The organism is Thioalkalivibrio sp. AKL9, assembly GCF_000377825.1.
Taxonomy (GTDB): Bacteria; Pseudomonadota; Gammaproteobacteria; order Ectothiorhodospirales; family Ectothiorhodospiraceae; genus Thioalkalivibrio; species Thioalkalivibrio versutus.
In genome coordinates, this window is the sequence record NZ_KB905107.1 from 74048 (window position 1) to 87309 (window position 13262).

Here is a 13262-nt window from a genome sequence, read left to right on the forward strand (position 1 = left end):
GCAGGCTGTCGAAATCGGAAATTCGGTCGGAAAATCGGGGGGAAGGCGTTAGCTGCGCGCCGTGCGCATCATCTCGACAAAGTCGTCGAACGCCGGGGACACGTCATGCGGCCCCGGGCTCGCCTCGGGGTGGCCCTGCAGGCTGAACGCCGGGCAGTCGGTGCGGGCGACGCCCTGCAGCGTGCCGTCGAACAGCGACCGGTACGTCGGTGTCAGCGTCTCCGGCAGGTTGTCTTCGTCGATCGCGAAGCCGTGGTTCTGCGACGAGATCATCACTCGCCCACTGGCCTCGTGCCGGATCGGGTGGTTCGCCCCGTGGTGGCCGAACTTCATCTTCACGCTCTTGCCGCCACTGGCGATACCCAGCAACTGATGCCCCAGGCAGATTCCGAACAGCGGCAGTTTGCGCTCGCAGAAATCCCGGATCGCCTCGATCGCATAGGTGCAGGGCTCGGGATCGCCCGGCCCGTTGGACAGGAACACCCCGTCGGGCTTGAGCTCCATCACCTCGTCCACTGGCGTCTCGGCCGGGACCACGGTCACGCGGCAGCCGCGATCCGCCAGCATGCGCAGGATGTTCTGCTTCATGCCGAAGTCGTAAGCGACCACGTGATAGTCGGCGGCCTTCGCATCGACCCGCGCCGGTTCTTCACCCAGCTGCCAGGTCCCTTCCAGCCACTCGTAGCGGCTGCGCGTGGTCACCTCGCGCGCCAGATCCATGCCCTTGATACCGGGGAACTCTCGCGCGGCCGCCAGGGCCGAGGCCTCGTCCACGTCGCCGGCCTGGATGCAGCCGTTCAGCGCGCCCTTCTCGCGCAGGATGCGGGTCAGCTTGCGGGTATCGATCCCGCTGATCGCCACGATCCCATGGCGCAGCAGGTAGTCCGGCAGCGACTCGCGCGAGCGCCAGTTGGACACCAGCGGCGGCAGATCCCGGATGATCAGGCCCGCGGCATGAGCCCGCGAGGACTCGTCGTCTTCCGGGTTCGTTCCGGTGTTGCCGATATGCGGGTAGGTCAGCGTGACCATCTGCCGGTGATAGGACGGGTCGGTGAGGATCTCCTGGTACCCGGTCATCGCGGTGTTGAACACCACCTCGCCAACCGTCTGGCCCAGGGCGCCAATCGCCTGACCATGAAACACAGTGCCATCTTCCAGGACGAGCAGAGCAGGCGCGGACACAGGGGGACCTCCGGGTGGTCTGGGTCGGGGCCGCCAGGCGATTCGCCGGCGGCGGTACTGCGATTCGTTCGGGATCTGCGACCCGCCCTCGTCCGCACCATTCTACCGGGGTGTGAACCCCTTTTTCGGCAACGATTCGGTGCTCGGAGGACGGATACGATTACGCCTTCAAGTGTACGCGAGCGCCGCGCGCGGCGTCCAACGAGATCCCCACTTCCGGCGTCTCCGCCCGCCACTCGCCGCCCGCTTTCCGGGCCCGAACACTGCCTACCCAGCCCAGGTATGAAGCCGATGCTCCGTGGCCAGCCTGGCCATTCAGGCTGGCCCTGGTTCATCGCTCGGTGTTTACGGCGGCTCCGGTCCGCCACCTGCCAGGCGCTCTCTCGCGAGCGCACCGCGAGGCACTTCTTTGCACGAGCAAAGAAGTGCCCAAGAAACACGCCCGACTGCCGCGACCCCGGCCCGCTGTGCGGGCCAGGGTTTCCCTCGCTCCGAGGCTTTTCGCGGGCGGCGCTGAACTCGCTGCGCCTTCGGCTTCGCTCAGACATCCAGCGCCCCGTGTCTATTTAGAATCGTCCCGCGAAAAGCCTCTCCGCTCGGCGCGACGACAACGGGGAGGCAGGTCCAAACAACGGCTGTCCCAGCGTTGTTGCCAGTGGATGATGGCTAGGTCTTCGAGCATCTTCGGCACGCTCGGCCTTCGGCCATGGCGTGCCGCGCCCGCGTAGCGGGCGCCGGGGGCTTTCGTAGGATGCCGATGAGCGCAGCGAATCGCATCAGCGTGTCGCACGGCGTGGAGAACGGTGCGTTTCCCTGCGCTCAACCGCACCCTACGGGATACTTTCTGTTTTGCCCCCCCGTATGGAGCCCCTTGCGGAAGGGTTCTCGGGCCGGGAGAAGGCGCTGGATGTCTGAGCGAAGCGCAGCGTAGCGAGTTCAGCGCCGCCGGCCCGAGGGCCCTGGAGCAAGGTTCCCGGGCGGAATCCGGGTGCCCTTCTTTGGGTACTTTCTTGGGCAAGCAAGAAAGTACCTCGCGGCGCGCTGGCGAGTCAGCGCCGGGCAGGCGGCTCGACGAAAGCACCGTAAACACCCGATGCCGAACCAGGGCCAGCCACAACAAGCCTGGCGGTCGGACGAAGGCACCGTAAACACCGGATGACGAACCAGGCCTAGCCTTCGCCAAACGGAGCCCCAACCGGCTAGAGGTCGCGCAGCCCCAGCACATCCTGCATGTCGAACAGCCCATTTCCGGCGCCGGCCAGCCAGACCGCCGCACGCACTGCACCGGAGGCAAACACCGTGCGACTGGAGGCCTTGTGGGTGATCTCCACACGCTCGCCATCACCCGCAAACAGGGTCGTGTGCTCGCCGACGATGTCGCCGCCGCGCACCGTGGCAAAACCGATGGTGCGCCGGTCACGGGCTCCGGTCTGGCCCTCGCGCCCGTAGACGGCGTCCTGCTCCAGATCGCGGCCCAGGGTCTCCGCGACCACACGCCCGAGCTTCAGCGCGGTACCGGAGGGCGCGTCCACCTTGTGCCGGTGATGGGCCTCCAGGATCTCCACATCCACGCTGTCGCCCAGCGCCCGCGCGGCCAGCTCCACCAGCTTGAAGGTCAGATTGACCCCGACACTCATGTTCGGCGCATAGACGATCGGCAGATCCCCTGCCGCCGCCTGCAGGCGCTGCTCCTGCTCCGCATCCAGCCCGGTGGTGCCGATCACCAGTGCCTTTCCGGCGTTCGCACACAGCTCCAGGTGCTGCATGGTCGCCTGCGGCGAGGTGAAATCGATCAGCACATCGAAATCGTCGGTAACCGTCGCCAGATCCTCGACCAGGCGCACCCGGCCCTCCGCGCCCACCGCCTGACCGATGGTCTCGCTGCCGGGGCGCTCACTGGCCGCCCCCAGCTGGGCATCGGGGTGTTCGTCCACCGCCTGCACCAGGTTCTGGCCCATGCGCCCGCCGGCGCCCGCAATCGCAATTCGAATCATCTTTGTTCCATCCAGTGCTATCGGTCCATCGGGTTACGCGCACCCTACGAAGCTTTGCGCGGGCACGCCAGTTACAGGGTTCGCACCGGGGTGCGGAAACGCCATTCGCCATACACCGAGGCGATCACCCCGGCCGCTGCCAGGAATGCCGCGAACACATACACCGAGGCTGGGCTGATGCCATCCCACAGATAGCCGGCCACCAGGGATCCCGAGGCACCGCCCAACCCGAAGGCCAGCGACGAATACAGGGCCTGCCCGCGCCCCTGCAACCGCCCGGGGAAGAAATAGTGGATCAGCGAGATCGCCGCCGCGTGGTACACCCCGTAACTGGCCGCATGCAGGATCTGGATGAACAGCAGCATCGGCAGAGAATCCGGCACCGCCGCCAGCAGCCCCCAGCGCAGCGTGGTCAACACCAGCGCCGCCGACACCAGCAACCAGGCCCCAAAACGCAGGATCAACCGCGGCATCAACAGGAACAGCACCACCTCGGCGGCCACCCCCAGCGCCCACAGCTGCCCGGCCACCGAGCGCGAGTAGCCGGCCTGTTCCAGGTACAGGGTAAAGAAGGCGTAGTACGGCCCGTGGCTCGCCTGCATGAAGAAGCAGGCCACAAACAGCGCGATCACCTCGGGGCGGCGCAACACGGTTAGCAGGGGCGGGGCGTTATTGTCCTCGTCGAGGTTGCGCGCCGGCTCGCGCACGAACTGCGACGCCGCCACCACCGCGATCAGCACCGCCAGCACGATCCACGGCAGCCAGGCCACTGCGATCCGGTCGAAGGCCCAGCCCAGCACCGCCACCGCGACGATGAAACCGACCGAGCCCCACAGCCGGACCAGCGCGTAGCGATGCGCGTCCCGCCCCAGCGACCGCATGGTGGCCGCCTCGAACTGCGGCAGGATCGCGTTCCAGAAAAAGCTGTAGGCCGCCATCACCACGGCCAGCCACCAATACCCGGTGTACAGCAACACTCCGGTGAAGGCGACCGCCCCGCCCAGCGCGCCCCAGCGGGCGATCGGCATGTGCGCGCCGGCGCGATCCGCCAGCCAGCCCCAGACGTTGGGCGCAATGATCTTGGTCGCCAGCACGATCGCCATCAGCTCGCCGATCTGGGCGCCGCTGAACCCCTCCTCGGAGAGGTACGGCCCCCAGAACGGCATGAAGGCGCCGAGGCTGGCGAAATAGAAGAAGTAGACCGCGGACAGGCGCGCGTTCTGCGTCACTGCCATGAGGGGACCGCTACACGATCAGGACGACACGGCCGAAGGCCGCGTCATTCGCCGGGATGGTCGCGCAGCTCCAGCCCCGAGTCCGGGACATCGGCGTTCTGCGCACGGTGACGCAGGGCGTGGTCCATCAGCACCAGCGCCATCATCGCCTCGGCGATCGGGGTCGCGCGGATGCCCACGCAGGGGTCGTGCCGCCCCTTGGTGACCACCTCCACCGGCTCGCCGGCGGTGTTGATGCTGCGCCCGGGCAGACGGATGCTGGACGTCGGCTTCATGGCAATGCTGGCCTGCACCGCCTGACCGGTGCTGATCCCGCCCAGCACGCCGCCGGCGTGGTTGGACAGAAAGCCCTCGGGGGTGATCTCGTCGCGGTGCTCGGTGCCGCGCTGGGTCACGGATTCGAAACCTGCGCCGATCTCCACGCCCTTCACCGCGTTGATGCTCATCAGCGCGTGCGCCAGGTCGGCGTCCAGGCGGTCGAACACCGGCTCGCCCCAGCCAGCCGGCACCCCGGTCGCCTCGACCGTCACCCGTGCCCCGATGGAATCGCCCGACTTGCGCAGGGCGTCCATGTACTCCTCCAGCTCCGGCACCTTGTCTGGGTCGGGGGAGAAGAACGGGTTGTCGTTCGCGATCTCCGGCTGCTTCGGCTCCAGCTCGATCGGGCCGAGCTGCGACAACCAGCCGCGGATGGTGATCCCGTAGCGCTGCTCGAGATAGCGCCGCGCGATGCCACCGGCCGCCACCCGCAGCGCGGTCTCGCGCGCAGAACTGCGCCCGCCGCCGCGGTAATCACGCACGCCGTATTTCTGGTGATAGGTGTAGTCCGCATGCCCCGGGCGGAAGCGGTCCTGGATGTCGCCGTAATCCTTGGAGCGCTGATCGACGTTCTCGATCAGCAGCCCGATCGGCGTACCCGTGGTACGCCCCTCGAACACCCCTGACAGGATACGGACCTGATCCGGCTCGCGACGCTGGGTGGTGTGGCGCGACTGGCCCGGCCGGCGGCGATCCAGGTCAAACTGCAGATCCGCCTCGCAAAGCTCCAGACCGGGCGGACAACCGTCCACCACCGCGCCCAGGGCCGGCCCGTGACTTTCACCAAAGGTACTGACGACGAACAGTCGCCCAAAGCTGTTTCCCGACATGCGCGTAGTGTATCCGCGGCCGCGCCGGCTGTCGCCTGTTCCCCCACCCGGCGGCCGGTCGGCGACGGGCGGAATGGCACGCTCGGCAACCACGTCCCCTATCTGCCATGATCGACGTGCAACACCCATAACCAGAAAGGAGGAACCCATGACGAATTCCCTGACCCGCCTGGTGACCGGCACCGCCGCGGCCCTGTGCCTCGGCCTCGCCAGCAGCGCCCAGGCCGATGTCTATACCCAGCGCTTCATGACCCTTGAACTGGCCAACGACATCGCTATGGGCGCCGTCGAGGCCTGCCGCGAGATGGGCCACCAGACCGCGGTGGTCGTGGTTGATCGCGCCGGCAACGACCAAGTGGTCCTGCGCGACCGCATGGCCGGCGTGCAGACCATCCAGATTGCCGGCGACAAGGCCCGGGCCGTGACCATGTCCGGCACTACCTCCGCCAACTTCCGCGACAACCGCGAAGACATCCGCATGGAGATGAACCACGTGGATGGCATCATCATGCTGGCCGGCGGCCTGCCAATCGAAGCGGCCGGGAGCATGCTCGGTGCGGTCGGCGTGTCCGGTGCGCCCGGCGGCGATCTCGACGAGGAATGCGCCCAGGCCGGGATCGACCGGGTCCAGGAACGCCTCGACTTCGCCATGTAAGCATTGCGGGTGCCAGGGAACGGCGCCAGCCCCCAGGAAAACACCATGACCGACACCCCCCGCCCCGCCCCGAAACGCATCTCGCCGGTGGAGACCTACGAGCGTCTGCAGGCACGCCCGCGCGACCTGCTGATCGACGTCCGCTCGACCATGGAGTATCTGTTCGTCGGCCATCCGACCGGCTCCATCCACATCCCGTGGATCGACGAACCCGACTGGACCGTGAACCCACAGTTCGTGCCGCAGGTGCGCAAGCTGCTGCTGGGCGGCGTCAGCGATCACAGCGAAGAAGCACCGGCCCTGTACCTGATCTGCCGCAGCGGCAAGCGCACGCTGGACGCCGGGCAGGCCCTGGTGGACGCCGGCATCGAGCATGTCTTCTCGGTGGACGAGGGCTTCGAAGGACCACTGGACGAGAACCACCAGCGCTCCACCCGCAGCGGCTGGCGCTACCACGGCCTGCCCTGGGAGCAGTGCTGAGGCCCGCGACGGATCCCCTACAGCCACGGGGGTTGCGCGCACCCCAGGGGGTTTGGTTCATAATGAACTCGGACGCGTCACTGCGGCGTTCGATTGTGGCCCGGTGGTACCCTTGAGCCTTAATTTTTCACCACGGGACCGAGTACTTCCGTTTCGCTGTGCATGTCCGTCTTCGAGCGGAAAGCCTAAAGATCCGGAGACTTCTCCCACCTGAGCCCTAGGTTCAAGGTCAAGGGCCACGCCGGCGCCTGCGGGGCGCGTCCACTTCTTTATTGATCCCGATTTCCTTTATGCCTGCGGAAACCGACTCCGTTCAAGATTCGCTATCGCCCGACGATCTGCGTGCCCTGCGTCTGCGCCTGCGCCGCGCGCGGGCGGCTTTGTCGGATGCCCAGCTCGACCACCACTCTGCCGCCATTTGCGGACACCTGCTGCGCTGGTTCGAGCGCTGGAAGCCGCATTGTGTCGGCGCCTATCGCGGCCTGCGCGGCGAGGTCGACCTGACCCCACTGACCGTCGCCCTGGCCCGGCGCGGCACCCGCATCGCCCTGCCGGTGATGGACGACAAACGCCCCGGGCACATGCATTTCCACACCTGGGCCCCGGATGAGCCGCTTTGCCACAACGGCTTCGGCATCGCCGAGCCCTGTCCGGACGCCCCGCGCATCTGGCGCCGCGAGATGCAGGTGGTGCTGATGCCGCTGGTGGCCTTTGACACTGCCGGCAACCGCATGGGCATGGGCGCGGGCTACTACGATCGCTACTTCGCCCGGCGCCGCTTCGGCATCCGCCGGCCGAAACTGATCGGCGTGGCCCACTCGCTGCAGGGCGTCCCGGCGCTGCCCACACAGCCCTGGGACGTCCCGCTGGATGGCGTTGTCACAGAACAGGGCTGGCATGCGCTTCCAGACCGCGCGCGGCACAATACGCTCGACTGAAACCCCTGAAGGAGCCCGCATGGCCTACTGGCTGATGAAGTCCGAACCCGACGAGTTCAGCATCGACGACCTGGAACGCGTCGGCGTGGAGCCGTGGGACGGCATCCGCAACTACCAGGTGCGCAACATGATGCGCGACGAAATGAAGAAAGGCGATCTGGCCTTCTTCTACCACTCCAACGCCAAGCCACCGGGCATCGTCGGCATCCTGCGCATCGAGAAAGAGGCCTACCCGGACACCTGCGCCTTCGACCCCGAAGATCCGCACTACGACCCAAAGAGCGACCCGGACAACCCGCGCTGGCTGCGCGTGGACGTCGCCTTCGAGGAAAAATTCGGCGACATCATCACCCTGGACTGGCTGAAGCAGCAGCCGCAGCTCGAGGACTGCCCGCTGGTGCGCCGCGGCAACCGGTTGTCGGTAATGCCCATCACCCAGGACCAGTGGGACTTCATCCTGAGCCACGCCCAGCGCGGGAAGTAAACGCGTGGCCACGCTCTACCACTTCCCGCACGATGCGAAGGCCGACCGCCTGCGCCTGGCCTGCGGCTACAAGGGTGTCGCGCTGGAGACCCGCGCGCTGGACTGGTTCGACGACGAGACCTTCTTCGAACTGGGCGTGGCCCGCCAGTCCCCGATCCTGCAAACCGACGACGCTACGCTGCACACCGACACGGTCACCGCATTGCGCGATATCGACCACCTGTTCCCGACCGGCGAGCCACTATCCGATGGCGTCATCGCCGAGGACGCCTGGCAGGCCCTGGTGGACTGGCGCGCCAAGGTGGAGATCGTGCTGGACCGACTCTACGCCCCGCTGGCGCCGGGCTTTCACGGCATCGGCGAGAGCGCCGAGGCCCTGGCCGACTTCAAGGCGCATGTGCAGCACCGCTTCGGCCTGTCGCTGGAGGAACTCGCCAACGACCGCTACGACGGCTACAACCAGCTCGCCAAACTGAGCCACCTGCCGGAACTGGCCAAACACCTGGCCGCCAACCGCTTCTACCTCGGCCACCCGTCGATCGCCGACTGCGTGATCGCCGCCGACCTCTACCCGCTACAAATGCACGACGGCATCAACCTGCCGGTCGACATGCTCTACTACCTCCGCCGCGTCGAGGAGACCTTCCACACCCCCCTCAACACCCACTGGCTCGCCCGCTGACCGGTTGGCGACAACCCTTCAACGGGCCATGCGCCGCGTCCCTCATCCACAGCACTCAGACTCGTCGTCATCGCGAGGAGCGCAGCGACGTGGCGATCTCGCAGGGACCCCGGCCCAAGCGCAGGCCAGAGTCATTTCACCCAAAGCGGTAGTGCTTGCGGATGTCGCGGTGGATCTCCCAGGTGCAGTCCATGCCCTCGGGGAAGGTGACCAGGTCGCCCTCGCCGACCGTGACCGGCTCACCGCCGTCCGGAGTCACCGTGACCTGGCCTTCCAGGATGTAGCAGACCTCGCGCTCGTCGTAGTGCCAGGGGAAGGTCGAGACCTCCTTCTCCCAGACCGGCCAGCCGAACACCCCCAGGCGTTCCAGGTGGTCGTGGTCCGGGCGATGAATCACTTCGATCGACATGACAGCCTCCTCAATACCGAGAGCACGCGAGCCTAAACCCAACGCGTTCGCAGACCAACCGCCGGTCCGGTCAAACACCCGGGCGCGGGCCTGACCGCGCCGTACCGCCAAAGCGCCGCAGCAGCAGGAGCACGAACGCCCCCACGCCGAGGCCGGCCGGCAGGAATTCCAGCCACTGGCCAAGGCCCCAGGCCATGTAGCCGGTGACCAGCGCCCACAGCAGCGGGATGATCGCCAGCACCAGGGGCGGACGCGACGGCACCAGCAACAGCAGCCCCAGGGTCAGCAGCATCACCGGTCCCGGGGCCACGCCGACATATTGCAGCTGCGTCCAGGGCGTGCCGGTCAATGCGAGATCCAGCAAGGGATAGCCCACCAGCGCGTAGACGATCATCAAGACCGCGCCGCTACCCGCGAGCCCGCCGGGCCAGCCGAAGCGGGCCTGGCCCAACAGGGTCAGCGCGAACACCAGCATCAGGCCCTGGGCCACGAACACTCCGGCCAGCCACTCGGAGGCGAAGTGGAACGGCGCCAGCGAACCACCGAAGAAGGCAACCCCGGTCCAGATCCACAGCACGCCCAGCAACAGGCCAATGACGCGGCCGGCCGCACGCGAGCCCGGAACCACCAGCCCCACAGCCACCAGGGCAAGCAGTGCGCCGATCCCGTGCAGGGGCCAGATCGCGGTGTTGTACTGCCCCAGGATCGCCAGCCAGGTCGAGGCCTCAAACGGCAGCATGTCGGCTTCCCGGTCGCAAGGATTCGGAGGCCAACCCTACAGGTCCTGCACGTACGCCACCATGCGGCTGCGCATCCCGGCGTCCGGCATGGGACCGTACAGCGCGCCCATGTTCTCCTCCATGTGCGCCACCACCGAGGTCGCGGGGATCGCACAGGTCACGTCCGGGTGCGAGACGATGAATTTGAGCAGGAACTGCGGCCAGTTCTCGCATTCGATCTCCGCCGCCCATTCCGGCAGCGGATGCCCCGCGAACTGGTTGATCAGCGCCTTGCGCCGAAACGGGCGGTTCGCGATCACCGCCACCCCGCGTTCCCGCGCCAACGGCAACAGGCGCTGTTCCGCTTCGCGATCCAGGATGTTGTAGGTCAGCTGCACGAAGTCCAGGTCCTCGCGCCGCAGGATGCGCTCCAGCTCATCGTGGCGCCGCGCGTGCGAGGTAGTCACGCCGAGATAGCGAACCTCCCCCGCCTCACGGCGCTCGCGCAGGGTTTCCAGGTGCGCCTCCCAGTTCTGCAGGTTGTGCACCTGCTGCAGGTCCAGGGTGTCGACACCCCACAGATCCCGCGACTCCGCATGCTGGTCGCGGCCGGTCGAGGTGCTGCGCGTCCAGATCTTGGTCGCCGAGAACACACCCTCCGGATGGCCCAGTTCGCGCAGGCCGTGACCGACCACCGCCTCCGCGCGCCCGTACATCGGCGAGGAGTCGATCAACCCGCCGCCACGGCGGACAAAGGTATCCAGGATCCGGGTACGCACCGCCAGCGCTTCGGGATCCTCCTGCACATTGAAGGTAATCCACGTCCCCATCCCGATCACCGGGATCTTCTCCCCGGAAGACGGGATCGGCTTTCGACGCGGTTCACGCCCATCGGAAGCGATCCCGATGGCCGGCCACCCCGCTCCGGCTGCCATGGCAGAGCCGGTCACCCAGCGCAGGAAGGATCGGCGCGAACGCCACAAGGTGGGTTGATTCATGGCCCGGATCACCGAAGAAGACTCAATCCGTGGGCCATTGGGCTGCGCCACAAGTTCCCGGTGCGGGCATCCACCGGGCCTTCACCAACGCGGGGCATCAACCCGAGCAATTATGGAATCAGGAGGGTTCGAAACCGGGGTACCGCCGTTTGCAGCGCGGTGACAACCCGCTCACAAGCTCCTCCAGAAGAAACGGGCGGGGATGCAGGGCCCCGCCCGTGCCGATGGAGATTCGATCAGAAGCTCATCGAGCGGTCGTACTCGGCGACGGCCTGGACGTACTGGCCCATGCCGGCCATCTCGGCGTTCGGCAGGAAGTTGTGTTCGCCGACGTCGCGGCCCTTGGCGCAGGCTTCGCAGGCCCAGAGCGGGACGCCTTCACTGACCAGTGAATCGACGATGTCCTTCATCGCCGGCATGTTGTGGCCGACGATCTTGTCGTAGACATTGCGGTTGGCGATGTTCACGGCCTCGCCCTGCAGCCAGACGGTCACGTCATGGCCCTGCTGCTTGGCCACGTTGGCGGCGATCATGCCGAGCGTCGCACGGGTGGGGTCGTCGGTACCGGCGGTGACAGCAACAATAAAACGCATGGGGTTCTCCTGAGTGCTTGAAACGTGCTGCAACCGTAGCGGCAGGCACGCCCGGCGTCGATTTCCCACAAGCCGCGGAGAAACACTCGGATCAGGGCCTGCCCCTCGCCGTCACACTGGTCCGGTAGAGCTTGAAGGCCATCAGCAGCCAGGGGATGGCGTGCATGACCAGGTCGAGGATGTCCCGCACCCGGATCAGCTCGCCGGCGAGCAACCAGCGCAGCTTCTCCGCGACATGCGGCTCGGGGATCCAGGGGGCCAGGCCCAGCGTGGCCACCAGCAGGGCAAACAGCCACAGCGGTGCGCGATCTACCCAGCGTACGAAGGCTTTCATCGCGCGCATCCTACCCAAGGCCCGCGCACGGCGCAGCCCGTTCTTGCCGGTAACGGGGCCGCCTTCTACACTTTTGCCAGCTTCAGGGGGCGCGACGCGGCAGGCCCGGGAACCGCCTGGCCTCACCACCGCGGTCCGCAGTAGCCGCCCGGTCCGGAAGACCATCATGGAAGCCCTGCTCGTCTCCACCGTCATCGTCGCCATCGCCGAGATGGGCGACAAGACCCAACTCCTCGCGCTGCTCCTGATCTGCCGCTACCAGCAGACCTGGCCCATCATCTGGGGCATCGTGGTGGCGACCCTGGCCAATCACTTCCTCGCCGCGCTGGCCGGCGTCTGGATCGGCGCCAGCGTGCCGGACGAGTGGCTGCGCTGGGGGCTGGGGCTCGGGTTCATCGTCATGGCCGCCTGGGTGCTGGTGCCGGATAGCGAGGACGAGCTGCCCGCCCCCTCGAAACACGGCGTGTTCTGGACCACCACGGTGCTGTTCTTCCTGGTCGAGATGGGCGACAAGACGCAGGTGGCTACCGCCGCGCTGGCCGCGACCTTCGACAACCTGATCCTGGTCGTGATCGGCTCGACCATCGGTATGGTCCTGGCCAATGCCCCGGTCGTATGGCTGGGCCAGCGTTTCGCCTGTCACCTGCCGCTGCGGCTGCTACGCGCGCTCGCGGCGCTGCTGTTCTTCGCCCTGGGCCTCGGGGTACTGCTGGCCTGGGTCTGAGTCCGAGTGCAGCATCTTCTGTCCCAGCCAGATGCGCCGCACCAGGCGCGGCAGCAACAGCAGCAATGCCAGCACCGCGAGCAGCGCCAGACCCAGTTGCACCCCGCTGTCGGCACCACTGGCCACCTCGCGGGTGGCATGCCCCAGCCAGGCATAGGCGAACAGGCCCGGGATCAGCGCCACCACCGTCGTCAGTGCAAACACGGGCAGCGGCAGGCGCACCAGCCCCAGGGCATAGTTGGTGGGCGCAAACGGAAACACCGGTACCAGCCGGGTCAGGGCCACCACGCGCCAACCCTCGGCCTCCACATCCTCGCGCAGCCGGGTACTGCGCGGCCCCATGCGCGGAACCAGCCAGGGCTGCAGCCAGGTACGGGCCAGCATGAAGGCGATGACCGCCGCCACGGTGGCCGCCAGCAGACTCAGGGCGCCACCGGTGAAGGGACCGAACAAGGCCCCGCCCAGCAGGATCCAGAAGGTGCTCGGCAGCGGGAACAGGGCCAGCACGACAAACGCCAGCACGAATACCAGGTAGGCCCCAGGGCCCCAGCTGAGCAGCCAGACCTCCAGCTCGCCCAGCGGAACGCCGAGGCTGGGCCACTCGGTGGTCAACAGGATCCACGCCAGCGAGACCCCGAACAGGATCGCCGCGACCGTCAGCCAGCTCTTGTGATGTCGAATCCTCAT

General features: G+C 67.2%; 16 protein-coding genes, 1 other RNA gene and 1 pseudogene. 8 read left to right on the plus strand and 10 right to left on the minus strand.

Features of this window, described 5'->3' with window-relative positions; translation table 11 throughout:
- Nucleotides 1-48 precede the first annotated feature (48 nt).
- Nucleotides 49-1182, minus strand: a complete 1134-nt coding sequence (gene carA / locus D573_RS0106220; RefSeq protein ID WP_018937958.1) for a glutamine-hydrolyzing carbamoyl-phosphate synthase small subunit — start codon at nucleotides 1180-1182, stop codon at nucleotides 49-51.
- 659 nt (nucleotides 1183-1841) lie between these two features.
- Between carA and D573_RS14955 the strand changes: the two are divergent.
- Nucleotides 1842-2097: pseudogene (locus D573_RS14955) on the plus strand (hypothetical protein).
- 284 nt (nucleotides 2098-2381) lie between these two features.
- On the opposite strand, the gene dapB reads toward D573_RS14955, so the two are convergent.
- The 3 genes from dapB to aroC all read right to left on the minus strand — a co-directional run bounded on the left by dapB (nucleotide 2382) and on the right by aroC (nucleotide 5559).
- Nucleotides 2382-3176: a 4-hydroxy-tetrahydrodipicolinate reductase gene (gene dapB, locus D573_RS0106225; RefSeq protein ID WP_018146247.1), complete on the minus strand. Its 795-nt coding sequence runs from the start codon at nucleotides 3174-3176 to the stop codon at nucleotides 2382-2384.
- A gap of 71 nt (nucleotides 3177-3247) precedes the next feature.
- Nucleotides 3248-4411, minus strand: a complete 1164-nt coding sequence (locus D573_RS0106230) for an MFS transporter (RefSeq protein WP_018176465.1) — start codon at nucleotides 4409-4411, stop codon at nucleotides 3248-3250.
- Nucleotides 4412-4455: 44 nt separating this feature from the next.
- Entirely contained in the window at nucleotides 4456-5559 is a 1104-nt protein-coding gene (gene aroC / locus D573_RS0106235) for a chorismate synthase (protein WP_018937959.1), read from the minus strand.
- Nucleotides 5560-5707: 148 nt separating this feature from the next.
- On the opposite strand from aroC, the gene D573_RS0106240 reads away from it, so the two are divergent.
- The 6 genes from D573_RS0106240 to D573_RS0106260 all read left to right on the plus strand — a co-directional run bounded on the left by D573_RS0106240 (nucleotide 5708) and on the right by D573_RS0106260 (nucleotide 8798).
- Nucleotides 5708-6214: a heme-binding protein gene (locus tag D573_RS0106240; protein WP_018167912.1), complete on the plus strand. Its 507-nt coding sequence runs from the start codon at nucleotides 5708-5710 to the stop codon at nucleotides 6212-6214.
- Nucleotides 6215-6259: 45 nt separating this feature from the next.
- Complete coding sequence (locus tag D573_RS0106245) at nucleotides 6260-6694, plus strand: rhodanese-like domain-containing protein (RefSeq protein ID WP_018937960.1); 435 nt, start codon at nucleotides 6260-6262, stop codon at nucleotides 6692-6694.
- 74 nt (nucleotides 6695-6768) lie between these two features.
- Nucleotides 6769-6954: non-coding RNA, 6S RNA (gene ssrS / locus D573_RS14150), on the plus strand.
- Nucleotides 6955-6984: 30 nt separating this feature from the next.
- Nucleotides 6985-7632, plus strand: coding sequence for a 5-formyltetrahydrofolate cyclo-ligase (locus D573_RS0106250; RefSeq protein WP_018937961.1), 648 nt, complete (start codon nucleotides 6985-6987; stop codon nucleotides 7630-7632).
- A gap of 19 nt (nucleotides 7633-7651) precedes the next feature.
- Nucleotides 7652-8116, plus strand: coding sequence for an EVE domain-containing protein (locus D573_RS0106255; protein WP_018176468.1), 465 nt, complete (start codon nucleotides 7652-7654; stop codon nucleotides 8114-8116).
- 4 nt (nucleotides 8117-8120) lie between these two features.
- Nucleotides 8121-8798 carry a glutathione S-transferase family protein gene (locus D573_RS0106260; RefSeq protein ID WP_018937962.1) on the plus strand — a complete coding sequence of 226 codons (678 nt, stop codon included), beginning with the start codon at nucleotides 8121-8123 and terminating at the stop codon, nucleotides 8796-8798.
- 136 nt (nucleotides 8799-8934) lie between these two features.
- Here D573_RS0106260 and D573_RS0106265 read toward each other — a convergent pair whose 3' ends face one another.
- From D573_RS0106265 to D573_RS0106285, 5 genes are all read right to left on the minus strand, one after another.
- Nucleotides 8935-9207, minus strand: a complete 273-nt coding sequence (locus tag D573_RS0106265) for a cupin domain-containing protein (protein ID WP_018937963.1) — start codon at nucleotides 9205-9207, stop codon at nucleotides 8935-8937.
- A gap of 70 nt (nucleotides 9208-9277) precedes the next feature.
- On the minus strand, nucleotides 9278-9946 hold the full coding sequence (locus tag D573_RS0106270) for a DUF6064 family protein (protein ID WP_018937964.1): 669 nt from the start codon (nucleotides 9944-9946) through the stop codon (nucleotides 9278-9280).
- A 36-nt stretch (nucleotides 9947-9982) separates the two neighbouring features.
- On the minus strand, nucleotides 9983-10924 hold the full coding sequence (locus D573_RS0106275) for an aldo/keto reductase (RefSeq protein WP_018937965.1): 942 nt from the start codon (nucleotides 10922-10924) through the stop codon (nucleotides 9983-9985).
- 236 nt (nucleotides 10925-11160) lie between these two features.
- The gene (locus D573_RS0106280) at nucleotides 11161-11517 is read right to left on the minus strand and encodes a DsrE family protein (protein ID WP_018937966.1); all 357 of its coding nucleotides are present in this window, start codon (nucleotides 11515-11517) and stop codon (nucleotides 11161-11163) included.
- A 91-nt stretch (nucleotides 11518-11608) separates the two neighbouring features.
- A complete protein-coding gene (locus tag D573_RS0106285) occupies nucleotides 11609-11851 on the minus strand; it encodes a hypothetical protein (RefSeq protein WP_018937967.1) in 243 nt (80 codons plus the stop codon).
- 166 nt (nucleotides 11852-12017) lie between these two features.
- Between D573_RS0106285 and D573_RS0106290 the strand changes: the two genes are divergently transcribed.
- Entirely contained in the window at nucleotides 12018-12575 is a 558-nt protein-coding gene (locus D573_RS0106290; protein ID WP_018937968.1) for a TMEM165/GDT1 family protein, read from the plus strand.
- On the opposite strand, the gene D573_RS0106295 is transcribed toward D573_RS0106290, so the two are convergent.
- Complete coding sequence (locus D573_RS0106295; protein WP_018650407.1) at nucleotides 12510-13262, minus strand: TVP38/TMEM64 family protein; 753 nt, start codon at nucleotides 13260-13262, stop codon at nucleotides 12510-12512. The two genes, D573_RS0106290 and D573_RS0106295, sit on opposite strands and share 66 nt — an antisense overlap.

Excerpts from the sequence above, each read along its gene's own strand:
- dapB (WP_018146247.1), bottom strand. The coding sequence starts at position 3,176 with ATGATTCGAATTGCGATTGCGGGCGCCGGCGGGCGCATGGGCCAGAAC.
- D573_RS0106230 (WP_018176465.1), bottom strand. The coding sequence starts at position 4,411 with ATGGCAGTGACGCAGAACGCGCGCCTGTCCGCGGTCTACTTCTTCTAT.
- aroC (WP_018937959.1), bottom strand. The coding sequence starts at position 5,559 with ATGTCGGGAAACAGCTTTGGGCGACTGTTCGTCGTCAGTACCTTTGGT.
- D573_RS0106240 (WP_018167912.1), top strand. The coding sequence starts at position 5,708 with ATGACGAATTCCCTGACCCGCCTGGTGACCGGCACCGCCGCGGCCCTG.
- D573_RS0106245 (WP_018937960.1), top strand. The coding sequence starts at position 6,260 with ATGACCGACACCCCCCGCCCCGCCCCGAAACGCATCTCGCCGGTGGAG.
- D573_RS0106250 (WP_018937961.1), top strand. The coding sequence starts at position 6,985 with ATGCCTGCGGAAACCGACTCCGTTCAAGATTCGCTATCGCCCGACGAT.
- D573_RS0106255 (WP_018176468.1), top strand. The coding sequence starts at position 7,652 with ATGGCCTACTGGCTGATGAAGTCCGAACCCGACGAGTTCAGCATCGAC.
- D573_RS0106265 (WP_018937963.1), bottom strand. The coding sequence starts at position 9,207 with ATGTCGATCGAAGTGATTCATCGCCCGGACCACGACCACCTGGAACGC.
- D573_RS0106270 (WP_018937964.1), bottom strand. The coding sequence starts at position 9,946 with ATGCTGCCGTTTGAGGCCTCGACCTGGCTGGCGATCCTGGGGCAGTAC.
- D573_RS0106275 (WP_018937965.1), bottom strand. The coding sequence starts at position 10,924 with ATGAATCAACCCACCTTGTGGCGTTCGCGCCGATCCTTCCTGCGCTGG.
- D573_RS0106280 (WP_018937966.1), bottom strand. The coding sequence starts at position 11,517 with ATGCGTTTTATTGTTGCTGTCACCGCCGGTACCGACGACCCCACCCGT.
- D573_RS0106285 (WP_018937967.1), bottom strand. The coding sequence starts at position 11,851 with ATGAAAGCCTTCGTACGCTGGGTAGATCGCGCACCGCTGTGGCTGTTT.
- D573_RS0106290 (WP_018937968.1), top strand. The coding sequence starts at position 12,018 with ATGGAAGCCCTGCTCGTCTCCACCGTCATCGTCGCCATCGCCGAGATG.
- D573_RS0106295 (WP_018650407.1), bottom strand. The coding sequence starts at position 13,262 with ATGAGGATTCGACATCACAAGAGCTGGCTGACGGTCGCGGCGATCCTG.